Genomic DNA, 25,245 nt, shown 5'->3' with positions numbered 1-25,245 from the left:
TTTCTCAGATCCCAGTCTACGAAACGAACGTTTCAGCCGTGTTACGGGTCGCAAGCAGATCGACGCGGGTCACTCCCCTGCCAGCACCTCGGCGACTCCCGCGGCCAGGTCGAGCAGCGCGAGGTCAGCACCCCGCGCGCCGACGAAGCAGAGCCCCACGGGCGCAGACCCTCCCGGAGCCGGCACGCGCATGAGCGGCGCCGACACGGCGGGATAGCCGCCCGTTCCCGCGACGGCGGTCATCCGCAACGTCGCCGCCCGGGCCGCGCCGATCACCTCGGGCGGGGCGTCGAGCGCCGGCGCCGGCGACGACGCCGACGGAAGCAGCAGGATGCGTCCGGCGAGCACGGCGTCGAAGCGGGCCCGGGCCTCCGCGAGTCGCGCCCGTGCATCCGTCTCCTCGGCAGCCGTGATGCGGGAGGCGATGTCGAACCGCTCGGCGATGTCGGCTCCGAGCACACCCGGATGCGCCGCCACCCACTCCCCGTGGCTCCGCCAGGCCTCAGCACCCTGCACCGTCCGGAAGCCGGCGAACACGTCGTCGAGGTCGCCCAGGTCGACGCTCTCGACCTGCCCGAACACCGGATGCGCGACCAGCGCTCCGAACGCCGCCTGCACGTCGTCGTCGCAGCTCGACACCAGGTCGGCCGAGACGACGTATCGCGGTTCGAGCGCGCTCGGCGCTCCCGCCCCCGGCTGCCCGCCGTCGGCGGTGCTGCCCTGCGCGCCTCCGCCCACCACGTCGGCAGCCACCCCGTCACCAGGCCCACCCCCGCCGACGGGCGTCGGGCCGGGGGCGCCCGCGAACGTCGCCGCCGAGGCGGCGCGGAGGGTCTGCGGCGAGCGCGTGATCCAGCCGATCGTGTCGAACGAGGGGGCGAGCGGCAGCAGTCCGCGGGCGCTCACCGACCCGTGCGTCGTGCGCAGTCCCCACAGCCCCTGATACGAGGCCGGCACCCGGATCGATCCGCCCGTGTCGGTCGACAACCCGATGGCGGCCTGCCCGAGCGCGACCGCCGCCGCCGGACCGCTCGACGAGCCACCGGGAATCGCTCCCGGCACGGCGGGGTTCGGCGGGGTTCCGTAGTGCACGTTGCGCCCGGCGATGCTGTAGGCGAACTCGTCGGTCTGCGCGATCCCCTGCACCGACGCGCCCGCCGCCCGCAGCGCCGCGACGGCGTCCGCGTCGGCCGCCGCGAGCGTCGCCTCGGCGAGGAACGCGGGCACGCCCGCCCCCACGGCGAACCCCGCCACCTCGTACAGGTCTTTCACCGCCACACTCAGCCCAGCCAACACGCCCTCACTCGATCGCGCGGACACGAATGGTCGCTCGTGCGCCGAAGTGGCATCATTCGTGCCCATGGGATGCGGCGGCAGGAGCGGCGCGCCCACGACGCGCCAGACGGCGCCGTTCACGGCGGGCGCCGCGCCGGTGACGTGGGCGGCCGCGATCGTCCAGCCCGCGGCATCCGGACTCCGCCGCCAGAGCTGGGTCTGCAGCCCGGTGCCGCCCTTCGCGAAGGCGCTGACCGAGACCACGAGAACCGAGGCCGGGTCGAGCACCCGCAGGTGCAGCTCGACGATCGTGCGCGGCGGCACGCCCCCGCGGAGGCTCCGGAACGCGCTGATGCGGTCGTGACCCACGAGCAGCCCGGAGGCGTCGCCCCGCAGGGTCGCCGGTCCGGGCGCGAACCACCGGTCGAGCGCGTCGAGATCGTTCGCCATGAGTGCCGCTTCGTACCCGCGGAACGCCGCGAGCACCTCGTCGAGTGCCACCGACGACAGGATGCCGGCCCCGTCGAGCGAGGTCACGCCGGCCGGGAGCGCCTCGACGGGGGCACCCGCGCCGGCCTCGGCGGGCAGCCCGCGCTCAGCCACGAGCAACCCCGCCCGACCCCGCGTGCCCTCCCGACGCATGGCCCACGCCCGCGAAGTCGGCCACCCGGATGCGCGCGTGCACCCCCTTCACGATGTCGACCACCTGCGAGATGTCGAAGTCGGTGGCCGCGCTGAGATACGCGTAGGCGAGGGTGCGATCCATCCCCCACCGTGCCTCCAGCAGACCGAGCGCCGCGCGCACGCAGTTCTGCACGGCCACGTCGAGGTCGCGGTCCATGCCGGTCGGCACCAAGAACTCGCTCGTCTCGGCGAGCGGCCCGGCCAGGTCGCCGAAGCTCGCGAGGGCATCCGACCGGTCGACGAGGTCGAACCGCACGGTCACCCGCAACGACGCCTCCATCGCGGTGAGCGCCACTTCGCCGTCGCCTTGCGCGAAATGCGGATCGCCCACATAGGCGAGCGCCCCCGGTACCTGCACCGGCAGATACAGCGACGACCCCACCGTGAGCAGGTTGATGTCGATGTTGCCGCCGTGCGGACCCGGCGGCACCGAATGGGGCCGCTCGGAGCCCGCGACGGCCACACCCATGATGCCGAGGAACGGGTTCAGCGGAAAACGCACCGACCGCTCCCCGCCGGGCACGAGCGGAAGGGTGCCGAAGCGGATGCCGCTCAGCGCATCCTGCACCTCGGCGAAGACGCTCACGTCGGCCGGCCCGAGCGGCATCTCGCCCACCAGGGCGCCTTTGCCGTGCCGGTTCGAGATGACGCCGTACGGCACGCGAGGGGTGGTGTCGAGAACGGTCATCTTGAGGAGGTCGCCGGGCCGCGCACCCCGCACGGCGATCGGTCCGGTGACGACGTGCGGCCCGTCGGCCGAGCTGCGGGGGTAGTCGGAGGCGGCGAGCGCGATGGCGTCTTCGAGCACGAAATCGCGCGAGACCCCGTGCGAACCGAAGAAGGCCACCGGATCGCGTCCCTGGTCTTCGAGAACGCCCTCGTGACTGATGGTGTCGATCGTCACGTCGGTGCCCGGATCGATCTCCAGCACCGGGCGGTCGGTGGCGCAGGGCAGGCGCCCCCAGAGCACGTTGTGGCGGCTGGCCGCGAGGTATTCCGTGGCGCGGATCTCTCCCGCGCCGGGTTGCAGGGCTGCCAGCATCGACATGTCGCTTCCGTTCTCGTCCGAGCGCCCAGGCGAATCCGACTCACCGGCGATCATCCCGACAGTATCGCCCGTTTGCACCGCGACGGATGCACGGGCTACCGTTCAAGGCATTGTTTGCACGGCTGAAACCGGTGTTCACACACACGAAACGTGCACGATCAACACCCGAATCACTTCACCGACAGGACGACCGTGCTTCAGAGACTCCGCGCCAAGCGCGACAACCTCCACCTCGCGCTGATGCTCGCGCTCACCTTCTCCACCGGCATCGTCGACGCGGTGGGCTACCTCGGGCTCGACAAGGTCTTCGCCGGCAACATGACCGGCAACGTCGTCATCCTGGGCATGGCACTCGCGGGGGCCGATGACCTCCCCTGGGTCGGCCCGTTGCTGGCACTGTTCGCATTCATGGGTGGCGCCGTCGTCGGCGGCCGCGTGCTCCGTCCGGTCAAGGCCGGATGGACGACGCGCACCACCGCGACCTTCGCCGTGGTCGGCGCCATCATGGCGGGGCTCGCGATCGCGCTGTTCATCCTGAACGGCAAGCCGCCGCAGCCGTGGGAGCTGCTGGTCACCGTCTTGCTTGCCGGGGCGATGGGGCTCCAGGCCGCCACGGCGCGGCACATCGCGGTGAAAGACGTCACGACCGTCGTCGTCACATCCACGATCACCGGATTCGCCGCCGACTCACGCCTCGCCGGAGGCAAGGGCCAGCCCTGGTTCCGTCGCGCGGCCGCGATCGTGCTCATCGCGGCCGGCGCCGGTGTGGGCGCCCTGCTGCTGAGCCTGCACATCGGCTGGGGTGTCGCCGCCGCCGCCCTCGTCACCCTGGTGGCGGCCCTGATCGGCCACCTCGCCGCCCACGCGAAGCACACGCCTCCCGCCCCCGCAAAGTAGAACTCCCCCGCGCCCCCAAGCCGCTCCCACTCGTCCCGAAGCGGGCAAAAACTCCGGATTTGGGCCGATTAGGGACGAGTGAGCGCGGGCTCAGTGGCGCGAGGACTTCGCGAGGGACAGGTAGTGGGCGCGTTGAGGAACTCGATCAGCCCCGGGCCTCCGGCCGTGCGCACCACCCAGCCCACCGCCTTCTGCACCACGTCGGCGGGGTCGTCGACGAGCATCCGCGCCAGCCGGAATGAGTCGGATGCGCCGAGCGCGCGAGCTCGTCCAGAACGTCGCGCGGGTGGTCGACCAGGTAGTCGCCCAGCACATGGATGGCGCTGCGGTCGACGAGGTCCCAGGTGTCGATGCGGTCGTGCCGGCGCAGATACAGCTCGAACAACTCGTGCCGCCGCGACGGAGTCGTGCTGCGAGCCCGTGCCTGGAAGTCCATCACGCTCACGGCCGCGACGCGGGCCTCGTGCACCGGGCTCTCGAGCAGCACCTCGATCTCGTCGAGCGGCAGGGCCGTACGCTCCTTGGCGAGCGCGAAGATCTCGCCCATCCGCACGCCGATGAACACGTCGTCGCCGCGTTCGGCCAGCGGGAAGTAGCGCTCGTACTTGGCGAGCTCCGCATCCGACCGACGCGCGTCGAGCTCCGAAAGGAAGGCCGCGGCGGTGAGCTCCATGCGCCCAGCCTAGGTTCGGGGCGCACGCGGGCGGTAGGGGCGCTGGTCGCGCGGGCAGAAGTACGACGAGCGGTTCATGAACTGCTCGCGCGTGATGGGCGTGCCGCAGCGCGGGCACGGCTGGCCCTCACGCCCGTAGGCGTTCAGGCTGTGGGCGAAGTATCCGGACACGCCGTTCACGTTGACGTACTGCGCGTCGAAGCTGGTGCCGCCCTCGGCCAGTGCCTTCTCGAGCACGATCCGCACCTCGGTGAGCAACTCGCGGGCCCGTGGCCGCGAGAGCTTGTCGCTCGGGTACTCGTAGTGCACGCGCGCCGCCCAGAGCGACTCGTCGGCGTAGATGTTGCCGACGCCGCTGATCAGCGTCTGGTCGAGCAGCGCGCGCTTGATGCCGGTCTTCTTGCGTGCGAGGGCCGCGAAGAACGCACTGTCGTCGAAGGCCGGGTCGAGCGGATCGCGCGCGATGTGGGCCACCTGCGCGGGAACGGAGGCGCGCCAGGCCTCTCCGTGTGGTTCCAGCCCGAGTTGTGCGGCGAAGCCGAAGTAGCCCCCGTCATGGCCGTCGGACGTGGGGAGGAGCCGGTCGACGGCCATCGAGCCGAAGATGCGCTGGTCGACGAAATTCACCCAGAACTCGCCGCGCTCCGGATGCTCGATGTGCAGCCGGATGCGCAGCAGACCGTCTTCTTCGACACCGGGCGTGCGCAGCAGCACCTGCCCGCTCATGCCGAGGTGGGTGACGAGTGCCTGCGCGGGCGCCCCGCCGCGATCCGACAGCGGGAACCAGAGGAACTTGCCCCGCCGTCCGGCGGCGAGCATCCGCCGCCCTTCGAGCAGCCCGTCGAAGGGGCCCTCGAGCGGGCTGTGCCGCTTGAGCGAGCGCTCGTCGAACACCTCGACCCCGGTGATCAGGGCCCCGGTGACGGCCGGCTCGAGGCCCGCGCGAACGACTTCCACCTCGGGCAGCTCGGGCACGGGTGTCTCCTAGGCCTGATCCGCACCGGCGGATGCGCCGAGCAGCGCGAACGCGGCGGCCGCGGCTCCCGACTCGGCCTGCTTCTTGCTCGACCCGGTGCCGGTCGCCACGACCGGTGTGGGGCCGGCGATGGTCACCGTCGCCACGAAGGTCTTCTGGTGGTCGGGACCGCTCTCTTCGAGCACGTACACCGGCACCTCCAGACCGAGTCGGTTGGCGAGCTCCTGCAGCGAGGTCTTCGGGTCCATCGACACCCCGAACCGCAACGGATCGTTGGCCAGGGGGGCGACGAGGCGCAGCACGAGCGCGGTCGCGACATCCGGACCCTGGTCGAGGTAGGTCGCCCCGATGATGGCCTCGACCGTGTCGGCGAGGATCGACGCCTTGTCGCGCCCGCCGGTGAGCTCTTCGCCCCGGCCGAGCTTGATGTACTCGCCCAGCCCGATGGCGCGGGCGATCTCGGCGAGGGCGACCGTGCTCACCAGGGAGGCCCGCCGCTTCGCGAGCGCCCCCTCGTCGAGGTCGGTGAAGGTGGTGTACAGCATGACCGTGACGGCCTGCCCCAGGATCGAGTCACCGAGGAACTCGAGGCGCTCGTTCGTGGGGATGCCACCGTGCTCGTAGGAGTACGAGCGGTGGGTCAGTGCCAGATCGAGCAACGCGGGGTCGAGCTCGATCTGCAGGGTCGCCAAAAGGTGCGACCCGGTCTCCTCGATTTCAGAAGACACGAATCGCACCCTTCAGCTGACTGCTAAACGTCGGCGACCTTGCGGCCCTTGTACTCCAGGAACAGCGGAGTGCCGGCGGAGTCTTCGACAACCTTCGCGCGGTGCGGGAGGCTGTAGGTCGTCTTGCCGTTCTCGACGGTCTTGACGAGCGTGGGGACCTCGGCCTTCCACTGCGAACGACGCGCGTGCGTGTTGGAACGTGACTTCTTCCGCTTCGGAACAGCCATTGTTTTCTCTCTTCTACTCTGTCGGCACCGTGTTGATGACACCGTGACCGGCGGTCAAGACCCCGTGACTAGTTGTCGTCGGTGTCCGTGTCTCGGGAAGCTGCCACTGTATCTGAACCACGCAGACCGGCGAGCGCCGACCATCGCGGATCGATCACCTCGGGTGCTGGGGCCGCCGCATGATCGGCCAGTCGCTCGCCCGTCACCGGGTCGAGGCCTGGGCAATCCGGCGTGCAAACCGGCTGGAACGGCAGTGCCAGCACCACCGAGTCCCTGATCAGAGGTTCGAGATCGACATGGTCGTCGTGAACCTCGTAATCAAAAGCTTCGTCAGAAGAATACGCGAAAAGCTCCTGGAATTCGAGTTCAAGCGGAATGCGGATGTCGCGGAGGCAGCGCCCGCACTCCCCGGCAGCCTCTGAAGTGACCTCCGCACTGACCAGGATGCCTTCGTGCACCGACTCCAGACGGAGGTCGACGTGCAGGGTTTCGCCGGTTTCGACGGCCACGAGGCCCTCGCCCAGCTTCTCGGTGACGGGGATGTCGAGCGTGTGCTCTCTCATCTCGCCGGGCTTGTGGATGAGATCGCGCACGTTGACCGTGTAAGGGGTCTTCTTGAATGTGCTCACCGAGAGATTCTACCGTCGATCAGACGGGACTCAGCCGATGCCCAGCCGGGCGGGTCGGCGATGGGGCCCCGGCGCGGGGCGGCCTAGGGGCGGGGCGGGTTGCGGTGGAGGTTCGCGGCGACCACCGCATCCGCTTCGGCGCGCAACGCGTCGACGACGGTGCGCACGGCCAACCGTTCGGCACGGTCGGGTCGCATCAGGGCGAAGATGTGACGTTCGGCCACCACTCCCCGCAGGTTCTTCAGCACGATCTCGCTGCGATAGGCGCCGCCCGCCGTGTAGCAGGGCAGGATGGCGATGCCGAGCCCCGCGGCCACGAAGGCCTCGGTCACCCGCGTGTCGCCGAAGCGCTGCACGACGTTCATCGGCGAGCCGGCGGCGGCCGAGATGTCGTGGATCGTGCGCTCGAAGGGGTAACCCCACGGCACGCCGATCCAGCGTTCCCCGATCAGGTCTTCGGGGTCGAGCAGCTCTTTCGCGGCCAGCGGATGCCCCGGCGGCAGAGCGATGTCGAGTGGCTCCGTCATCAGCTTCACGGCCGTGACGTCGGTGGTGGGCCAATTCATGGCGGCGGAGGACGCGGTGTGGGCGAGCACGATATCGAAGTCGGCCGTGAGGGCCGGGAAGTCGTCGCTCTCAGGGTCGCGGTCGGAGCAGTGCAGAGTGAGGCCGCCGACGGCGTCGAGGCGGTTCACGACGCCGGGCAGCAGCATCTGGCCGCCGGTGGGGAAGGTGGCGAGCGACACCTCGCCGGTCGGGTCGTTGCGGAACTCGTCCCAGAGCGCCGTCGCCTGCTCGATGGCCACAGCCACGTCGGTGGCGCTGCGGGCGAGCGCCCGGCCGGCATCGGTCAGCACGATGCCGCGGCCGGCCTTCTCGGTCAGCGGCAGGCCCGCCTCCCGCTCCAGGATGCGCAACTGCTGCGAGACCGCGGAGGGCGTGCGGTGCGTCGCGCGCGCGACCTCGGTGATGCTGCCCCGCTCGGCGAGTTCACGCAGCAATTCGAGGCGACGCAGATCCATGTAGGGACTCTACAGGAATAGCAAAGAACTCTGCGATTGTTCTACAGCTCTCGCGCTGCCATCGTGGCTCTGAGCCCTCCGACGGGGTTCACGAGGAGGAGTTCACCATGGTCATCGCGCTCCTGCTGTTCGGCGCCCTCGGGGCATGCGGTATCGCGGCGAGCGTGGTCGTGATCGCCCGCGACGGCTACCGGGCGGCCCCCACGCGGGGCACCGCCCGGGCTCAGTCGACGTCGCCGACCGCGCCGAACGCCTCGTCGTAGATCGCCAGCGCCCGCTCGACCTCGGCATCCGTCACGACGCAGGGCGGCACCACGTGCAGCCTGTTGTCGGCCGTGAAGGGCAGCAGCCCACGCGCGAGCAGAGCGGCTTTGAGGGCGCCGACTCCCCCGGCCGAGAGCGGCGCCCGGGTCTCCGGGTCGCTCACCAGGTCGAGTGCCCAGAAGACGCCGACCCCGCGCACCTCGCCGATGATCGGGTACTTCGCCGCAAGAGCCGCGAGCCCCGGCTCGAGCAGGTCGCGCCCGATGTGGGCGGCGTTGTCGACGATCCCTTCGTCTTCCATCGCGTCGAGCGTGCCGACGATCGACGCCATGGCGAGCGGATGCCCGGAGTAGGTCAGGCCGCCCGGGAAGACGTTGTCGTCGAAGATGTCGGCGATGGCGGGCGAGATGATCACGCCGCCGGCCGGCACGTAGCCCGAGTTCACGCCCTTCGCGAAGCTGATCAGGTCGGGCTCGACGAGTCCGCCCTCCTGCTCGGCGAGGGCCTGGAAGGCGAACCACGACCCGGTGCGGCCGAATCCGGCCATCACCTCGTCGAAGATCAGCACGATGCCGTACTCGTCGGCCAACGCTCGCACACCCGCGAGGTAACCGGGCGGGGGCACCAGCACGCCGGCGGTGCCGGGGATCGTCTCGATCAGGATCGCCGCGATCGAGGTCGGCCCCTCGGCCTGGATGACCCGCCGAAGGTGGTGCAGCGCCCGCGCCGACTCCTCCTCGACCGAGGCCGACCAGAACTCCGACCGATACGCGAACGGCCCGAAGAAGTGCACGTGCCCCCGCGCGTACTCGTTCGGCACCCGCCGCCAGTCCCCCGTGGCGACGATGGCCGCCCCCGTGTTGCCGTGATAGGAGCGATAGTGCGACAGCACCTTGTCGCGCCCCGTGTACAGCCGCGCCATCCGGATCGCGTTCTCATTGGCATCCGCCCCACCGTTGGTGAAGAACACCTTGCTGAACGTGTTCCCCGCCCGCGCCAAAATCCGCTGGGCAGCCTTCCCCCGAGTCAGATTCGCATGAGCCGGAGCAACAGTGGTGAGGACATCCGCCTGCTCTTTGATCGCAGCCACCACAGCCGGATGCTGATGCCCGATGTTCGTGTTCACCAACTGCGAAGAAAAGTCGAGGAATTCGTTCCCCTCGAAGTCCCACACCGTCGACCCCAGTCCCCCGGCGATCACCATCGGCTTCAGAGTCGCCTGAGCCGACCAGGAGTGGAACACATGTGCACGATCCAGTTCGAGCGCAAGCTGCTGGTCTGCCGGGTCAAGATTCATGGTGCTGCCTGTTTCTCTCTCTCGTTCGATGTTTCTTGGTAGTCGATTCCGGGGCGGTGTTCGCCCTCCGCCGCCTTTGAGCTCCGCTCAACCCTTAGGCGGAGGGTGAATACCGCCCCGGAATCGACGGGCGTGACCTACTGGCCACCCTCCTTGAGAGTGACCGTGATCGGCTTGAAGTCCGCCCCGTTCACGTCCACCCCTTCATCCTTCAGCTCCGAGAGCGCCTTCTCCACGTACTCGTTCGAGAACGCGGTCTCCGGCGGGTCGGACGTGATGATGGTCGCGCCCGTCTCGTTCTCGGTGCCCTTGGCGATGGAGACCGTCTGGTCCCATTCGTCCTGGTTGATCATGCCGACGCCGTTCTCGGAGGGCCAGATCAGTTTGTTGACCTCGTTGGTCATCCAGAGCTGGTGGCTCTCGCCGAGCTGCGATCCCGACGCGGTCACGATCTTCGCGGCCTCTTCGGGGTTGTCGCGGGCGTAGGCCCAGCCCTTGATCGAGGCCTTGATGAACTTCACGGCCGTGTCGGCGTAGTCGGAGTCGCTGGCGAGGCGGTCGGAGTCGGCCCAGATGGCGTCCTGGAGCATCGCGGTGCCTTCGTCGTTCCAGTTGATGACGTTCAGCTCCTCGGGCGTGTACAGCTCGCCGGTGGCGGGGTTGACCGTCTCGAGCACCTGAGCGTACTCGTTGTAGGTCATCGCCTGAGCAGCCTGGATGTCGCCGGCCAGGAAGCCGTTCATGTCGAAGGCCTGCTGCACGAGTGAGATGTCGCCCACGTTCACGCCGGCCTTCTGCATCCCGGCGAAGAGCTCCCACTCGTTGCCGTAGCCCCAGCTGCCGACCGTCTTGCCCTTGAGGTCGGCGGGCGAGGTGATGTTCGCATCCTTCATCGAGATCTGCGTGGTGCCGCTTCGCTCGAAGATCTGCGCGATGTCGGTGACCGCGGCGCCCTGCTCGATCGAGCCGAGCACCTTCGGAACCCAGGAGATCGCGAAGTCGGCGTCGCCGCCGGTGAGCACGTCGATCGGGACGATGTCGGCGGCGCCTTCGAGGATCGAGACGTCGAGGCCTTCATCCTCGTAGTAGCCCTGGTCGAGGGCCGCGTAGTAGCCGGCGAACTGGGCCTGCGAGTACCACTGCAGCTGCAGGCTGACCGGGGTGAGGTCGCCGGAGTCGGCCGAGTCGGTGGAATCGCTCGAGCCGCCGCTCGAACAGCCCGCGAGCGCGAGCGCGGTGACGGCGAGGGCGCCGACGCCGCTGATGAGACGGGTGCTGTGTTTCATGTTGCTCCTCCTTCTTGGTGGTGCCGGATGGTGCAGACCTAGGTGTTCGGGCTGTAGTGCCGCGTCGCGATCTTCTCGATGGCGAGGGTGACGCAGTAGAACACGAGCCCGACGATGATGGCGCCGAGCACGTAAGCCCAGGCGAGGCTGTAGTTCGAGCCGCTCGCAGCGGAGGTGATCGACTTGCCGAGACCGCCGATGGGGCCGCCGAAGTATTCGGCGATGAGGGCGGAGATCACGGCGAGGCTCGACGCGATCCGGAGCCCCGTGAAGATGAACGGCAACGCGCCCGGCACGGTCACGGTGCGCGTCGTCTGCCACGCGGATGCCGCGTACACGCGCATCAGGTCGCGATGCACGGGCCGCACCTGCCGCAGTCCCCGCAGGGTGTTGATGTAGACGGGGATGAACACGGCGATCGCGGCCACCAGTTGCCGCCCGGTCTCGGCCGCCGCGCCGAACATCGTGTAGAGCACGGGCGCAAGGGCCACGATCGGCACCACGGCGATCGCGGCGACCACGGCGGCGCTCAACTCGTCGATCACGCGCACGAGGGCGGCGATGATGGCGAACAGGATGCCGGTGACGCCGCCGATGACAAGCCCCACCAGCGCGTTGCCGCCCGTGACGAGCGCGCCCTGCAGCACCGTTGAGAGGTTGGCGCCGAACTCGGTGCCGATGGCGATTGGGCCCGGCACGATGAACGCCTTGATGTCGAAGGCGACGACGAGCAGCTGCCACAGCGCGAGTGCGACGAGGCCGAGCAGCACCGGGGCGAGCACGGTGCGGTAGATGCCGGCAGAGCTCCTCATCGGGTCTCGACCCCCCGGATGCCCACCGGCGCCTCACCGTGCAGCAGTTCGCGCACCTTGCTGACGTTCTCGAAGAAGGCCTCGTTCTCGCGCAGCTCCTCGGTGCGCTCCTGCGCAGTGCCGAGCGAGACGGTGAGCACGTCGCGGATGCGTCCGGGCCGAGGCGACATCACGACCACCCGGTTCGAGAGGTAGACGGCCTCGGGGATGGAGTGGGTCACGAACACGACGGCCGCCCCGGTCTCGCCGGTGATGCGCACGAGCTCGGTCTGCATCCGTTCGCGGGTCATCTCGTCGAGCGCCCCGAACGGCTCGTCCATGAGCAGCAGGCGCGGGCTCTCGGCGAGGGCCCGGGCGATCGCCACACGCTGCTGCATGCCGCCGGAGAGCTGGTCGGGGTAGCTCTCGGCGAAGTCGGAGAGCCCGACCAGGGCGAGCAGCTCGCTCACCCGTGCCTTGCGGGCGGCGCCGCCGACACCGTGCAGTTCGAGCGGCAGCTCGATGTTGCCGGTGACGGTGCGCCACGGCAGGAGGCCGGCCTGCTGGAAGGCGATGCCGTACTCCTGGTCGATGCGGGCCTGACGCGCCGTCTTGCCGAACACGGTGACGGTGCCCGTGGAGGGCGTGTCGAGATCGGCGATCAGGCGCAGCAGCGTCGACTTGCCGCATCCCGACGGCCCGATCAGCGAGACGAACTCGCCGGGCGCCACCGTGAGATCGATGGACTCGAGGGCGGTGACCGTGGCCTTCTTCTTGCCGGTGAAGATCTTGTCGACCCCGGAGACCTGCACGGCGGCATCCGGAACGACAGGCGCTGTGGCGGGTGCGGTGGTGATGTCGGATGCGTCGCTCATGCGGGCACTTCCCCTCGACGGTAACGGCGGAGCAGCACTCCGAGCAGGGCGATGAATCCGGCGGCCACGAGGCCCACCGCGACGGCGCCGAAGATCGGCGCCCAGGTCTTGGCCGGGTCGCCCGAAGCCTGCTGGGCGTACTCGATGATCATGCGGCCGATGCCGCCGCGCAGGCCGATTGAGACCTCGGCCACCACGGTGCCGATCACCGCGTTGGCGGCGGCGAGCCGCAGGGCGGGCAGCAGATAGGGCACGCTGGCCGGCAGGCGCAGCACGAACAGGGTCTTCCACCAGCCCACGCCGTAGCTGCGGAACAGTTCGACGTGGATGGTGTCGGGCGAGTTCAGCCCGCGGAGCGCGCCGATCGACACCGGGAAGAAGGCTAGGTAGGAGGCGATGACGGCCACCGACATCCAGTTCTCCCAGCTGAAATCGCCGAACTCGAGCTGCGAGCCCCAGCGCCGCACGAGTGGTGCTATGGCGATGAGCGGCACGGTCTGGCTGAGGATGATCCACGGCAGCACGGCCGACTCCGCGGTGCGGAAACGCTGCATCAGGATGGCCAGGAGCAGCCCCACGACCACGCCCACCACCCAGCCCACGGCCGCCACGCCGAGACTGAACACGGAGGCCTGCACCACCGCGAGCCACACCGGCATCGCGTCGCGCCCGCCGCCGGTGGGTTCGAACAGGCGGCCGATCATGTCCCAGACGTGCGGCATGGCGAGATCGGTGGTGCGGGGAAGGATCGTGAGGTCGCCGACCACCACCCCGGTCGCCGGGCCGAGCGCCTTGTAGAGCTCCCAGATCGCCACGAGCAGCACCACACCCCCGACGCCGAAGGCGATCCGCTTCGCCGTCTGGTTGGTGCGCGGGCCGCTCGAACCCGCTCGGGAGCGTTCGCTCATGCCTTGGCCGTGATGTGGTCGCGGAGAGCGGGCATGACGGTCTCGCCGTACACGCGGAGGGTCTCCTCCTTGAAGTCGTGCTGCAGGTAACCGGCGAACTGGGTGACCCCGATGTCCTTCAGCTGCTTGAGCTTCTCGATGTGCTGCTCGGCGGTGCCGAGCACGCAGAACCGGTCGACGATCTCATCCGGCACGAAGCTCGTGTGCGTGTTGCCCGCGCGGCCGTGCTCGTTGTAGTCGTAGCCCTCGCGGTCTTTGATGTAGTCGGTCAGCGCCTGTGGAACCTCGCTGTGCTCGCCGTACTTGGCCACGATGTCGGCCACGTGGTTGCCCACCATGCCGCCGAACCAGCGGCACTGGTCGCGCATGTGCTCCCAGTCGTCGCCGATGTACATCGGAGCGGCCACACAGAACGCGATGTCGTCGGGATTCCGCCCCACGTTCTCGGCGGCGGCGCGCACCGAGGCGATCATCCACTTCGCGATGTCGACGTCGCCGCACTGCAGGATGAAGCCGTCGCCCACCTCCCCGGCCACCTTGAGGGCCAGCGGGCCGTAGGCGGCCACCCACACGTCGAGCTGCGATCCGTGGCTCCAGGGGAACTGCAGCGTCGCCCCGTTGTATTCCACCGAGCGCGAGTTTCCGAGCTCACGGATGACGTGGATCGACTCCCGCAGCGTCTTCAGCGTCGTGGGCGCCCCGTTGGTGACGCGCACCGCGGAGTCGCCGCGGCCGATGCCGCAGATGGTGCGGTTGCCGTACATCTCGTTGAGCGTGGCGTAGACGGATGCCGTGACCGTCCAGTCACGGGTGGCCGGGTTGGTGACCATCGGGCCGACCTTGATCTTGTGCGTCTCGGCCAGGATCTGGCTGTAGATGACGTACGGCTCCTGCCAGAGCAGGTGCGAATCGAAGGTCCAGAAGTAGTCGAAGCCGTACTGCTCGCTGAGCTTGGCGAGCCCGACCGTGCGGGCCGCCGGAGGATTGGTCTGAACGACCGCGCCGAATTCCATGTGCTGTGTCTCTCTTTCGGGCGAGTGGGCGGATGCGCCTGCCGGATCGCAGAACAGGCTCAGATCAAATACTGGCTCAGTCCGCGCTTGAAGTACGCGCCATCGCCCTTGCGGCCGAGGTACTGGTTCTCGTCGACGATCTTGCGCCCGCGGGAGAACACGGTGTCGACGTGGCCGTCGATCTCGAATCCCTCCCAGGCCGAGTAGTCCATGTTCATGTGATGCGTCTTCTCGAGCCCGATGGAGGTGTGACCGTTCGGGTCGTAGATCACGACGTCGCCGTCGGCGCCAGGCTGGATGACGCCCTTCTTGCCGTAGACCCCGAACATCCGCGCCGGCGTCGTGGAGGTCAGCTCCACCCAACGCGGCAGGCTGATCTCGCCCATCACCACGCCCTGGTAGATCAGGTCCATCCGGTGCTCCACCGAGCCGATGCCGTTCGGGATCTTCGAGAAGTCGCCGAGGCCCATGTCCTTCTGGCCCTTCATGCAGAACGGGCAGTGATCGGTGGAGATCACCTGCAGGTCGTTCGTGCGGAGGCCGCGCCACATGTGGTTCTGGTGGCCCTCGTGCTTCGACCGCAACGGAGTGGAGCACACCCACTTCGCGCCCTCGAAGTCGCCCCACTCGGGGCTGGATGCGCCGAGCTGGTCTTCGAGGCTCAGGTACAGGTATTGGGGACAGGTCTCCGCGAACACGTTCTGCCCGTTGTCGCGGGCCGCCGCGATCTGCTCCACGGCCTGCTTGGCGCTGACGTGCACGATGTAGAGCGGTGCGCCGGTGAGGTTCGCGAGCATGATCGCCCGGTGCGTGGCCTCCTCCTCCGCCTGCCACGGCCGCGAGACACCGTGGTAGTAGGGGGTGGTCTCGCCGCGCTCGAGGTGCTGCTTCACCAGCAGGTCGATGACGGAGCCGTTCTCGGCGTGCATCATTATGAGCGACCCGTTGTCGCTCGCCCGCTGCATCGCCTTCACGATCTGGCCGTCGTCGCTGAGGAACACACCTTTGTAGGCCATGAAGAGCTTGAACGAGGTGACGCCCTCGTTGATCAGCTCATCCATCGCCGTCAACGACGAATCCTGCACGTCGGAGAGGATCTGGTGGAACCCGTAGTCGATGGCGCAGTTGCCCGCCGCCTTCTCGTGCCACAGCTTGTATTGGTCGAGGATGTTCTCGCCCGCGTACTGCACCACGAAATCGATGATCGACGTGGTGCCGCCGTGCGCCGCCGCCCGAGTGCCTGTCTCGAAGGTGTCGCTGGCCTCGGTGCCGCCGAACGGCATCTGCATGTGGGTGTGCGCGTCGATGCCGCCCGGGATGACGTATTTGCCCGACGCATCCACGACCTCGTCGACGTTGCCCGCGAGGTCGAACCCCAGGAGGGTGCTTCCCGGGGCGAGCACCGCCGCGATCGTGTCGCCGTCGATGAGCACGTCCGCCTGAGCCGTGCCCGTCGCGTTCACGACGGTGCCGCCGGTGATGAGGGTCTTCATGGCGTCTCCCCCTCCTACGGTGCCACGATCTCGCCGTAGGCGTCGGGCCGGCGATCGCGGTAGAACTGCCAGTCGTCGCGGGTGTCCCGGATGGCGTCGAGGTCGAGATCGCGGATCAGTACCTCTTCGTGCTCGCTCGACCCCAGCTCGCCGACGTAGTTCCCGCGCGGGTCGACCACGTAGGAGGTGCCGTAGAAGTTCACGGCGAGGTCGCCGTACTCGTTGTCCTCCTTGCCCACGCGGTTCGGCACGAGCACGAAGTACTGGTTGGCGCCGGCGGCCGCCGGGCCCTCGAGCTCCCACAGGCGGTTCGACAGGCCGGGCTTGGAGGCATTGGGGTTGAACACCATCTGCGCGCCGTTCAGGCCCAGCTCGCGCCATCCTTCGGGGAAATGACGGTCGTAGCAGATGTGAACGCCGATCTTGCCGACGGCGGTGTCGAAGACGGGGTAGCCCAGGTTGCCGGGGCGGAAGTAGAACTTCTCGTAGAACGACTCCAGGTGCGGGATGTGGTGCTTGCGGTACTTGCCGAGGATGGTGCCGTCGGCATCCACGATCACCGCGGTGTTGTAGTAGACGCCGGTCTGCTCCTCCTCGTAGATCGGGAGGATCGCCACCATGTGCAGCTCCTTCGCCAGCGCCGCGAAACGCTGCACGATCGGGCCGTCGGCCGGCTCGGCGTAGCGGTAGTACTTCTTGTCCTGCGTGATGCCGAAGTACGGCCCGTAGAACAGCTCCTGGAAGCAGATCACCTGTGCGCCCTGCGCCGCGGCATCGCGCATGAACTGCTCGTGCTTGTCGAGCATCGACTCCTTGTCGCCCGTCCAGGTGGTCTGGGTGATCGCAGCGCGTACGGTCGTCATCGGCAGTTCCTTTCGAACGACGACCGGAGTGTCCTCGACACCCCGGTTTTGTTATTATTCGGTTTGAACATTTCTCGTGTGTTTCAGCGTGTGACGCGAGCGTAAATATGTCAAGAGTTCCGAGCAAGACATCCACTGATACCCCTCGAAGAATCGGACACGGATGCTCGATCAGATCGTAGACGCAGTCGAATACCGCACACCGGAAGGCATCGCCGCGGCCATCTCGCGGCTGATCCGCTCGGGCACACTGAGCGCGGGCGACCGCCTGCCCACCGTGCGCGACGTCGCCGCCATCCTGGGGGTGAGCCCGGCCACGGTGAGCAACGCCTGGCAGGCGCTCTCGGGCGTCGGGCTCATCACGTCGCGCGGCCGGGCCGGCAGCTACGTGCTGCAAGCGGCCACGGCCTGGATGCCGCCGCACTTCGGAGAGCTCGCCGGATCGCACGTCAGCGCGCGGCTCGATCTCTCGACGGGCACGCCCGACGGCGAGCTCCTCCCCGACCTCACGGCCGCCCTCACCCGCGTGCCCACCCGCGCCGACACCGCCAGCTACCTCAGCGCGCCGGTGCTGCCCGAGCTCGAACTGCAGCTGCGGGCGTCGTGGCCCTATCCGGTCGCTGCGCTCACCATCGTCGACGGCGCACTGGATGCGATCTCCCGCGCCCTCGAGACGCTGGTGCGCTACGGCGACCGGGTCGTGGTCGAGAACCCGGGGTTCCCGCCCTTCTTCGACCTGCTGGAGCACCTCGGTGTCGAGCGCATCCCGGTCGACGTGGATGCGGAGGGCCTGCGGCCCGACCAGCTCGCCCGGGCGTTGCTGCTGAACCCCGTGGCGATCATCCTGCAGCCTCGGGCACACAATCCCACGGGCGCGTCGTTCACCGCGGAGCGGGTGCGCGAGCTCGCCCGGGTGCTGCGCGCGCACGAGCACCTCGGCGATCCGGTGGTGATCGAAGACGACCACTCCGGTGAGATCTCCAGCGCGCCCGCGTTCAGCATCGGCACCTGGCTGCCGCAACGCACCCTGCACGTGCGCAGCTACGCGAAGTCCCACGGGCCAGACCTCCGGATCGCGGCGATCGGCGGCCCCGAGCTCCTGATCGACCGCATCGTGGCCCGGCGGATGCTCGGACCGGGCTGGACCTCCCGGATGCTGCAGACCATCCTGCACGACCTGCTCACCGCGAGTTCCTCGGTCTCGACCGTGCACGACGCGCGGCGGATCTATCAGGCACGGCAGCGGCAGCTCGCCGAGGCGCTGGTGGCGCACGGCCTGCCGCACCCCCCGTCCGATGGCATCAACACCTGGATCCCGGTGGCCGACGAGAAGGCGGCGATCGTGACCCTCGCGGCCGGGGGCATCCGGGTGGCGGCCGGATCGACGTTCGCGGCGGGCGGGCCACCGGCCGGCTCAGGCCCCGACCACGGCACCGGCCAGTTCCTGCGGGTGACCGCGGGCCGCGTGCGCGACGAGTTCGACCAGGTCGGCGCGCTCCTCGCGAGCGCCGCCCGCGCCACCTGAGGGGTGCCGGCCATCCGTCCGGGAAGGGGGCGGCGATGGGGTTGAATGGGGGCGTGAAGGTTACGGTTCTCGCGGGCGGCGTCGGAGGGGCACGGTTCCTGCGGGGGCTGCGCACGCACCTGAGGTCGCGGTATCCGAACGGCGACGGCGGCTCGACCGCCGAGATCACCGCGGTGGTGAACACCGGCGACGACATGTGGCTGACCGGGCTCCGGGTGTGCCCCGACCTCGACTCGATCATGTACACCCTCGGCGGCGCCAACGACGACGAGCGCGGCTGGGGCCGGAAGGACGAGAGCGAGCGTGTGAGCGCCGAACTCACCGCCTACGGCGTCGGCTGGCCTTGGTTCACGCTCGGCGACCTCGATCTCGGCACCCACATCGCCCGCTCCAGCTTTCTCCGCGACGGCCTCACCCTCACCGAAGCCACCGCCCGCCTCGCGGAACGCTGGAACCCCGGGGTGCGCCTGCTGCCGATGAGCGACCAGCCCGTGGAGACCCACGTGGCCATCGAGGTCGACGGCCAGCGCAAGATCGTGCATTTCGAGGAGTGGTGGGTGAAGTACCGCGCGAACGTGCCCGCGCAGCGCTTCATCCAGGTCGGCGTGGATGCCGCCAAGCCCACGCCACAGGTGCTGCACGCCATCGAGCACGCCGACGTCATCCTGTTGGCGCCCTCCAACCCCGTCGTGTCGATCGGCACCATCCTCGGCGTCAACGGGGTGCGCTCGGCTCTCCGAGCGGCCCGGGCCCCGATCGTGGGCGTCTCCCCGATCATCTCGGGCTCCGCCGTGCGCGGCTACGCCGACGCGTGCCTCACCGCCATCGGCGTGGAGACCACGGCCGCCGCCGTGGCGAAGCATTACGGCTCGCGCCAGCGCTCCAGCAACGGCCTCCTCGACGCGTGGCTCGTCGATGAGACGGATGCGGTGAGCGCCCCGGTTCTCGAGGCGGCCGGCATCCGCACCTCCGTCGTTCCGCTCTGGATGCGCGACCCCGCGACCAGTGCTCAGCTCGCCTCCGACGCCCTCGCCGCCGCACTTCACTGAGCCGAGTTCGTTTCGGGAGGAGCTGGGACGAACCGACACCGTATTCGACCTCGGTTTCGCTCAGCTCCTCCCGAAATGACGCGTCAGCCGCTCTGCGCGATCACGAAGATGCAGAAGGGGTGGCCGGAGGGGTCGGCGAGGATCGAGATCGGCTCGTCGGGGTCGTCGAGTTCTTCGCGCAGAATGGTCGCCCCGAGTTCGAGCGCCCGGTCGCGATGCCGCGTCAACTCGTCGAGGTCGGGCACCGAGAAGTCGAGGTGCAGTTGCTGCGGGCGCGGCCCCTCGGGCCAGGTGGCAGGAGCCAGACTCGCCACCTGCTGAAACGCGAGCAGACGCTTGCCGTCAGGTCCGAGCAAGACCAGCCAGTCCTGCCCGTCGGTGTCGGGCGATCCATCGACGGGCGGCTCGTCGCCCGCCTCGTAGGCGAGGCCGAGAAGGTGATGGTAGAACTCGGCGAGTTCGCGGGCGTTCTCGGTGTCGAGCACGACCTGACGGAAGGCGGGATATCCGGTCGATGTCATCACCCCATCGTGGCGCGCCTACCCCCGCAGCGCCAGCAACCCGGCGTAGACCGCCATCGACACGATGTAGAGGGCGATGATGATCGCGTAACCGGCCGCATGCACGCGCGCCGGCTGGTTGCGCTTCACCCACCAGCCGAAGAGCTTGAAGGCCCACGGCACGAAGAACCAGCCGAGCAGCTGCGTCGACACCACGTTGCCGATGAACAGCGACAGCCAGAACGGCACCCCGTGATCGGCGAACAGCGGATCGGCGATGAAGTAGCCCCAGAGGAACACGATCGGGTAGAGCATGAGCAGCACGAGGAGGTTGCTCTTGAACACCGGATCGGGCAGGTCCTTGCCCTTCTGCCCCGACCAGAACCCGAACCCGTAGCTGGCGCGGGTCAGGGTGAGCTGCTCGTTGTAGTCGCGGCCGGCGGCGAGCAGCGCTTTGCGCTCCGGCGACTCGATCCACTTCTCGAGGTGCTCGGGGGTGTCGAAGCTGAGCGCCACCACCCAGTCCTCCTGCACGCCCGGGATCGGGCGCTCGATCTTGTGGCCGAGAAAGCCGTCGAATCGAGACTCGGCGGCCGAGATCTGACGCTGCCAGTCGAGAAAGGCCCCCTCGTCGGCTTCGGGCACCCGGCTCGAGATGAGCACCGACGCCGCTTCGGCCGGCTTCTCGGTGTCCTCGGTGAACAGGTGCACGTCGTCGTTGCCGACGAAGTGGCCCTTGATCTCGTCGAGCAGGGCCAGCCGGTCGGCGCTCTGCAACCAGCCGCGCGCCGAATCGATGTCGCGGAAGCGCTGCACGATCACCCAGTCCACCTGGAGTGGCGGATCGGGCCGGATGACGCGGCGATCGAGGAATCCCGGCCACGTCTCGATCCGTCGCCCGACCTTCTCCTGCCAGGCGGCGTATTCGGCGTAACTGTCCTCGGCCAGTCGGCGGTGCACCACCAAGGCGACCGTCATGCTCAGGCTTTCTTGTAGGCGCGCTCGCCCATCACCCAGGTCTCGTCGACCGCACGCTCGTCGCTCACCATCATGATGCCGAAGAGGAGATCGGAGGCTGCCTCGAGCGTGAGCTCGCCGCCGTCGTGCAGCAGGCTCTGGTGCCACGCGGTGGCGGGCGGGCCCGCGGTCCAGTCGAGGGCCACGAAGTCGGCCTCCTTGCCGATGTCGAAGGTGCCCACCAGGTCGTCGATGTAGAGCGACTCGGCCCCGCCCCTGGTGAGCGAGTAGAAGGCACGGAACGGCGAGAGCTTGTTGCGCTCCGACTCCGCCAGGTCTTGATCGCTCGGGATGATGGAGCCGTCGAGGATGGTGTTGTTGAGCATCCCGACCTTATAGGCGTCTTCGAGCGTGTTCAGCAGGCTGAAGCGGTTGCCGCCGCCCATGTCGGTGCCGAAGTTGAGCAGCACGCGGTGCTCGGGATCGGTCGCCTTGCCGAGACGGAACAATCCGCTGCCGAGGTAGAGGTTCGACGAGGGACAGAACGAGACGGCGGCGCCGGAGTCGGAGAGGCGACGGAACTCGTCGTTCGAGAGCCACACGCCGTGCCCGCCGGTGAACTTCGGTCCGACGAGGTCGTATTTCTCGTAGACGCCGAGATAGTCGTGGCAGTCGTCGTGCAGCGCCAGCACGCCGTGGATCTCGGCCGGGTTCTCGGAGATGTGGGTGTTGATCCAGAGATCCGGATGCTCTTCCTTGAGCTTCTGGCAGGCCGCGAGCAGCTCGTTCGAGGCGCCGAAACCGAAGCGGGGGGTGATGGCGTAGAGGTTGCGGCCCACCCCGTGGAACTTCTCGATCAGGGTCTTCGAGTCGTCGTAGAACTGCTCGGGCGTGTTCGCGAAGTAGTCGGGAACGTGACGGTCGATGCCGGTGAGGCCGCCGATCATCCGCATGTTGCGCTTCGTGGCCTCTTCGAAGAAGACCTCGTTGCAGGTGAGGTTGCCGGTGGTGAAGGTCTGCGCGGTCGTGGTGCCGGAGGCGAGCAGGTTGTCGAAGAAGTGCTTGGTGCCCTCTTCGGCGTAGGCGCGGTCGGCGTACTTGTGCTCCTCCGGGAATACCCACTTCTGCAGCCATGGCAGCAATTGCTCGCCGTAGGCACCGAGCACGCGGGTCTGCGGCAGATGGATGTGGCCGTCGATGAATCCGGGGAGGATGATGCGGTCGCGGATCTCGGTGATCGCGACCCCGGGATGCTTCGGCGCGACCTCGGCGTAGGGACCGAAGTCGACGATCTTGCCCGCCTCGACGACGAGCAGACCGTCGGCGTGGAAGCGCACCGCGGCTTCCTCGTTGCCCACGTGCTTCCACGGGTCGTCGATGAAGTCCAGGAAAGTGCCGCGGATAGCTGTCTCAGCCAAGTCGATCCCCATTCGTCGTGATGGGGCCATCGTGCCACAGCGACCCCGGGGGCGGGTGGTTCGATCGTGCTCCAGAACAGGGGGTAGGCTCGTTCTATTCTGGTTCTGGGTCTGGCTTTGGGCCCTGCTCTCTTCTTATCTCTTTCGATACTTCGAGGTCGTCGCCCATGCCTGCTGATCTGCCCACCCCCACCCGTCGCAAGGCCGAACCGCAGCCGATCGTGCAGGCCTTCGTGCCGAACGCCTCCGCGATCCGCCGGGCGCTGAAACGCGCCGACGAGGGCGTCTCGCTGAACGCCACGGAGGCGGAGACGCTGCTGCACGCGCGCGGCGACGACCTCGACCGGCTGCTCACGGCCGCTTCCCGGGTGCGGGATGCGGGGCTCGAGATCGCCGGTCGCCCGGGCGTCATCACCTACTCGCGCAAGGTGTTCATCCCGCTCACGCACCTCTGCCGCGACCGCTGCCACTACTGCACCTTCGTGCAGACGCCGGGCGGCCTCGCCAAGCAGGGCAAGGCTCCCTTCATGTCGCCCGACGAGGTGCTCGAAGTCGCGCGCCAGGGCGCGGCGCTCGGCTGCAAGGAGGCGCTCTTCACCCTCGGCGACCGCCCCGAAGACCGCTGGCCCGCCGCCCGCGAGTGGCTGGATGCGCACGGCTACGACTCCACCATCGCCTACCTCCGCGCCATGGCCATCCGGGTGCTCGAGGAGACCGGCCTCCTCCCCCACCTCAACCCCGGCGTGATGACCTGGGAGGAGATCCAGCGGCTGAAGCCGGTGGCGCCCTCGATGGGCATGATGCTCGAGACCACCGCGACCCGGCTCTGGACCGAGAAGGGCAACGCCCACTTCGGTTCGCCCGACAAAGATCCGGCGCTGCGCCTGCGCGTGCTCGAAGATGCGGGGCGTTCGAACGTACCCTTCACCACGGGGCTGCTGCTCGGTATCGGCGAGAACTACGAGGAGCGGGTCGACGGGATGTTCGCCATCCGTTCGGCCGCGCGTCGGCACGGGCACGTGCAGGAGGTCATCGTCCAGAACTTCCGGGCGAAGCCGGCCACCGCGATGATGGGCGCCGACGACCTGGAGACGCAGGAGTACGTGGCCGCGGTTGCCGTGGCGCGACTGGTGCTGGGGCCGAAGGCGCGCATCCAGGCTCCGCCGAACCTCACGGATGCGCGCGAGCTGTCGCTGCTCGTGCGCGCCGGCATCGACGACTGGGGCGGCGTGTCGCCGCTCACGCCCGATCACGTGAACCCCGAACGGCCGTGGCCGCACATCGACGACCTGGCGCGGCTCACCGCCGAGGCAGGGTTCACCCTGCGCGAGCGGCTCACCGCGCATCCGCACTTCGTGCGCGCCGAGGAGCCGTGGATCGACCCGCGGGTGCTGCCGCACGTGCGGGCGCTCGCGTCGGAAGACGGGCTGGCCGTCGAGAGTCGCATCCCGGTCGGCCTGCCGTGGCAAGAACCGGAGTGGGGCTCGTCGGGCTCCGGTCGCACGGAGCTCCACACCGAGATCGACACGATCGGGCGCACGGGCGACCGCCGCAGCGACTTCGACGACGTCTACGGCGACTGGTCCGAGCTGCGCGAGCACGTCGGGGCCAACGCCGCCAACGCCACCCGCGCATCCGGCGACCCGGCGGTGCGTTCGGCGCTGCTGCGAGCATCCGTCGACCCCGCCGGACTCACGGATGCCGAGTACCTCACGCTGCTCGGCGCCGACGGCCCCGACCTCGAAGCCCTCGCCGCCCTCGCCGACGAGGTGCGGCGCGCCACCGTCGGCGACGAGGTGGGCTACGTCGTGAACCGCAACATCAACTTCACGAACGTCTGCTACACGGGCTGCCGGTTCTGCGCCTTCGCACAGCGCCGAAACGACGCGGACGCCTACACCCTGTCGATGGAGCAGGTCGGCGACCGCGTCGACGAGGCCTGGTCGATCGGGGCCACCGAGATCTGCATGCAGGGCGGCATCCACCCCGACCTGCCGGGCACCGCCTACTTCGATCTGGCGCGCACGGTGAAGCAGCGGCAGCCCGACATCCACCTGCACGCGTTCAGCCCGATGGAGATCGTGAACGGGGCGGCCCGTACGGGGCTGTCGTTCCGGGACTTCCTGCTCGAGGCGAAGGCGGCGGGGCTCGACACCATTCCGGGCACGGCCGCCGAGATCCTCGACGACGACGTGCGCTGGGTGCTCACCAAGGGCAAACTGCCCGCGGCGCAGTGGATCGAGATCGTCTCCACCGCGCATTCGGTGGGGCTGCGTTCGTCGTCGACCATGATGTACGGGCACGTCGACAACCCCACGCACTGGGTGGGGCACCTGCGCACGCTCTCGCGCATCCAGGACGAGACGGGCGGGTTCACCGAGTTCGTGCTGCTGCCGTTCATCCACATGAACTCCCCCGTCTACCTCGCCGGTGTGGCGCGGCCGGGGCCGACGGTGCAGGAGAACCGGGCCATCCACGCGGTGTCGCGGCTCATGCTGCACGGGCGGATCGACCACGTGCAGACCTCCTGGGTGAAGCTCGGCAACGGCGGAACCCAGCAGATGCTGCAGGGCGGTGCCGACGACCTCGGCGGCACCCTGATGGAGGAGACGATCAGCCGCATGGCCGGCGCCGACAACGGCTCGGAGAAGACGGTCGACGAGCTGGAGCGCATGATCGCCGAGATCGGGCGCACCCCCGTGCAGCGCACCACGACCTACGGGCGTCCCACCCCCGAGCGCGTGGCGGTCGCCCGCGAGTTCGCGTCGCGCGGATTCGCGGCCACCGGCAAGTCGCTGCGCCTCCTCCCCATGGCGTAGCGCCCACCGAGTCGCCAAGACACGCCGC

General features: G+C 68.8%; 24 protein-coding genes. 5 read left to right on the top strand and 19 right to left on the bottom strand.

The window, feature by feature from the left end; genetic code table 11:
* Positions 1-69 precede the first annotated feature (69 nt).
* Both BLW00_RS15955 and BLW00_RS15950 read right to left on the bottom strand, forming a co-directional pair.
* Positions 70-1,878, bottom strand: a complete 1,809-nt coding sequence (locus BLW00_RS15955) for an AtzH-like domain-containing protein (RefSeq protein ID WP_245741624.1) — start codon at positions 1,876-1,878, stop codon at positions 70-72.
* Positions 1,871-3,007 (bottom strand): acetamidase/formamidase family protein, encoded by a 1,137-nt coding sequence (locus BLW00_RS15950; RefSeq protein WP_092556194.1) that lies wholly within the window; start codon positions 3,005-3,007, stop codon positions 1,871-1,873. Before BLW00_RS15950 ends, BLW00_RS15955 begins: the two co-directional genes overlap by 8 nt.
* 192 nt (positions 3,008-3,199) lie before the next feature.
* On the opposite strand from BLW00_RS15950, the gene BLW00_RS15945 reads away from it, so the two are divergent.
* Positions 3,200-3,904, top strand: coding sequence for a YoaK family protein (locus tag BLW00_RS15945; RefSeq protein ID WP_245741623.1), 705 nt, complete (start codon positions 3,200-3,202; stop codon positions 3,902-3,904).
* A gap of 145 nt (positions 3,905-4,049) precedes the next feature.
* On the opposite strand, the gene BLW00_RS15940 is transcribed toward BLW00_RS15945, so the two are convergent.
* The 6 genes from BLW00_RS15940 to BLW00_RS15915 form a co-directional block, all read right to left on the bottom strand.
* Positions 4,050-4,577: a DNA alkylation repair protein gene (locus BLW00_RS15940; RefSeq protein ID WP_092555882.1), complete on the bottom strand. Its 528-nt coding sequence runs from the start codon at positions 4,575-4,577 to the stop codon at positions 4,050-4,052.
* Positions 4,578-4,586: 9 nt separating this feature from the next.
* Entirely contained in the window at positions 4,587-5,552 is a 966-nt protein-coding gene (gene mutM / locus BLW00_RS15935; RefSeq protein ID WP_092555880.1) for a bifunctional DNA-formamidopyrimidine glycosylase/DNA-(apurinic or apyrimidinic site) lyase, read from the bottom strand.
* 9 nt (positions 5,553-5,561) lie between these two features.
* Positions 5,562-6,281 carry a ribonuclease III gene (gene rnc, locus BLW00_RS15930; protein WP_245741622.1) on the bottom strand — a complete coding sequence of 240 codons (720 nt, stop codon included), beginning with the start codon at positions 6,279-6,281 and terminating at the stop codon, positions 5,562-5,564.
* Between the two features lie 23 nt (positions 6,282-6,304).
* Positions 6,305-6,508 (bottom strand): 50S ribosomal protein L32, encoded by a 204-nt coding sequence (gene rpmF, locus BLW00_RS15925; protein ID WP_085019985.1) that lies wholly within the window; start codon positions 6,506-6,508, stop codon positions 6,305-6,307.
* A 68-nt stretch (positions 6,509-6,576) separates the two neighbouring features.
* Positions 6,577-7,071, bottom strand: a complete 495-nt coding sequence (locus BLW00_RS15920; RefSeq protein WP_092556188.1) for a YceD family protein — start codon at positions 7,069-7,071, stop codon at positions 6,577-6,579.
* A gap of 149 nt (positions 7,072-7,220) precedes the next feature.
* On the bottom strand, positions 7,221-8,159 hold the full coding sequence (locus tag BLW00_RS15915) for a LysR family transcriptional regulator (protein ID WP_092555878.1): 939 nt from the start codon (positions 8,157-8,159) through the stop codon (positions 7,221-7,223).
* A 107-nt stretch (positions 8,160-8,266) separates the two neighbouring features.
* On the opposite strand from BLW00_RS15915, the gene BLW00_RS23515 reads away from it, so the two are divergent.
* Entirely contained in the window at positions 8,267-8,422 is a 156-nt protein-coding gene (locus tag BLW00_RS23515; protein ID WP_175494315.1) for a hypothetical protein, read from the top strand.
* Here BLW00_RS23515 and BLW00_RS15910 read toward each other — a convergent pair.
* The 8 genes from BLW00_RS15910 to BLW00_RS15875 all read right to left on the bottom strand — a co-directional run bounded on the left by BLW00_RS15910 (position 8,383) and on the right by BLW00_RS15875 (position 16,949).
* Complete coding sequence (locus tag BLW00_RS15910; RefSeq protein WP_092555876.1) at positions 8,383-9,720, bottom strand: aspartate aminotransferase family protein; 1,338 nt, start codon at positions 9,718-9,720, stop codon at positions 8,383-8,385. The genes BLW00_RS23515 and BLW00_RS15910 overlap by 40 nt on opposite strands.
* 137 nt (positions 9,721-9,857) lie before the next feature.
* Positions 9,858-11,006 carry an ABC transporter substrate-binding protein gene (locus BLW00_RS15905; protein WP_092555874.1) on the bottom strand — a complete coding sequence of 383 codons (1,149 nt, stop codon included), beginning with the start codon at positions 11,004-11,006 and terminating at the stop codon, positions 9,858-9,860.
* A 38-nt stretch (positions 11,007-11,044) separates the two neighbouring features.
* A complete protein-coding gene (locus BLW00_RS15900; RefSeq protein WP_092555872.1) occupies positions 11,045-11,818 on the bottom strand; it encodes an ABC transporter permease in 774 nt (257 codons plus the stop codon).
* The gene (locus BLW00_RS15895) at positions 11,815-12,672 is read right to left on the bottom strand and encodes an ABC transporter ATP-binding protein (protein ID WP_092555870.1); all 858 of its coding nucleotides are present in this window, start codon (positions 12,670-12,672) and stop codon (positions 11,815-11,817) included. Before BLW00_RS15895 ends, BLW00_RS15900 begins: the two co-directional genes overlap by 4 nt.
* The gene (locus BLW00_RS15890; RefSeq protein WP_092555868.1) at positions 12,669-13,580 is read right to left on the bottom strand and encodes an ABC transporter permease; all 912 of its coding nucleotides are present in this window, start codon (positions 13,578-13,580) and stop codon (positions 12,669-12,671) included. The genes BLW00_RS15895 and BLW00_RS15890 overlap by 4 nt, the downstream gene beginning before the upstream one ends.
* A complete protein-coding gene (locus BLW00_RS15885; RefSeq protein WP_092555866.1) occupies positions 13,577-14,593 on the bottom strand; it encodes a TIGR03842 family LLM class F420-dependent oxidoreductase in 1,017 nt (338 codons plus the stop codon). Before BLW00_RS15885 ends, BLW00_RS15890 begins: the two co-directional genes overlap by 4 nt.
* Before the next feature lie 59 nt (positions 14,594-14,652).
* Positions 14,653-16,086, bottom strand: coding sequence for a dihydropyrimidinase (gene hydA / locus BLW00_RS15880; RefSeq protein ID WP_092555864.1), 1,434 nt, complete (start codon positions 16,084-16,086; stop codon positions 14,653-14,655).
* Positions 16,087-16,100: 14 nt separating this feature from the next.
* Entirely contained in the window at positions 16,101-16,949 is an 849-nt protein-coding gene (locus tag BLW00_RS15875) for a nitrilase-related carbon-nitrogen hydrolase (RefSeq protein ID WP_092555862.1), read from the bottom strand.
* A gap of 163 nt (positions 16,950-17,112) precedes the next feature.
* Between BLW00_RS15875 and BLW00_RS15870 the strand changes: the two genes are divergently transcribed.
* Both BLW00_RS15870 and cofD read left to right on the top strand, forming a co-directional pair.
* Positions 17,113-18,474 carry an aminotransferase class I/II-fold pyridoxal phosphate-dependent enzyme gene (locus BLW00_RS15870; RefSeq protein WP_092555860.1) on the top strand — a complete coding sequence of 454 codons (1,362 nt, stop codon included), beginning with the start codon at positions 17,113-17,115 and terminating at the stop codon, positions 18,472-18,474.
* A gap of 53 nt (positions 18,475-18,527) precedes the next feature.
* Entirely contained in the window at positions 18,528-19,523 is a 996-nt protein-coding gene (gene cofD, locus BLW00_RS15865; RefSeq protein WP_245741621.1) for a 2-phospho-L-lactate transferase, read from the top strand.
* Between the two features lie 83 nt (positions 19,524-19,606).
* Here cofD and BLW00_RS15860 read toward each other — a convergent pair whose 3' ends face one another.
* From BLW00_RS15860 to guaD, 3 genes are read right to left on the bottom strand one after another with little or no spacing between them, the layout of a single operon-like run.
* Positions 19,607-20,044, bottom strand: a complete 438-nt coding sequence (locus tag BLW00_RS15860) for a VOC family protein (protein WP_092555856.1) — start codon at positions 20,042-20,044, stop codon at positions 19,607-19,609.
* A gap of 18 nt (positions 20,045-20,062) precedes the next feature.
* A complete protein-coding gene (locus tag BLW00_RS15855) occupies positions 20,063-21,001 on the bottom strand; it encodes an antibiotic biosynthesis monooxygenase (protein ID WP_092555854.1) in 939 nt (312 codons plus the stop codon).
* A gap of 2 nt (positions 21,002-21,003) precedes the next feature.
* Complete coding sequence (guaD, locus tag BLW00_RS15850) at positions 21,004-22,398, bottom strand: guanine deaminase (protein WP_217634395.1); 1,395 nt, start codon at positions 22,396-22,398, stop codon at positions 21,004-21,006.
* A 167-nt stretch (positions 22,399-22,565) separates the two neighbouring features.
* Between guaD and BLW00_RS15845 the strand changes: the two genes are divergently transcribed.
* A complete protein-coding gene (locus BLW00_RS15845) occupies positions 22,566-25,217 on the top strand; it encodes a bifunctional FO biosynthesis protein CofGH (protein ID WP_092555850.1) in 2,652 nt (883 codons plus the stop codon).
* The last annotated feature ends 28 nt before the right edge of the window (positions 25,218-25,245 follow it).

This window comes from Herbiconiux ginsengi, from assembly GCF_900107435.1.
Classification (GTDB): Bacteria; Actinomycetota; Actinomycetes; order Actinomycetales; family Microbacteriaceae; genus Herbiconiux; species Herbiconiux ginsengi.
Note: the sequence above shows the minus strand (reverse complement) of the source record. Positions and strands in the feature narration are given on the sequence as shown.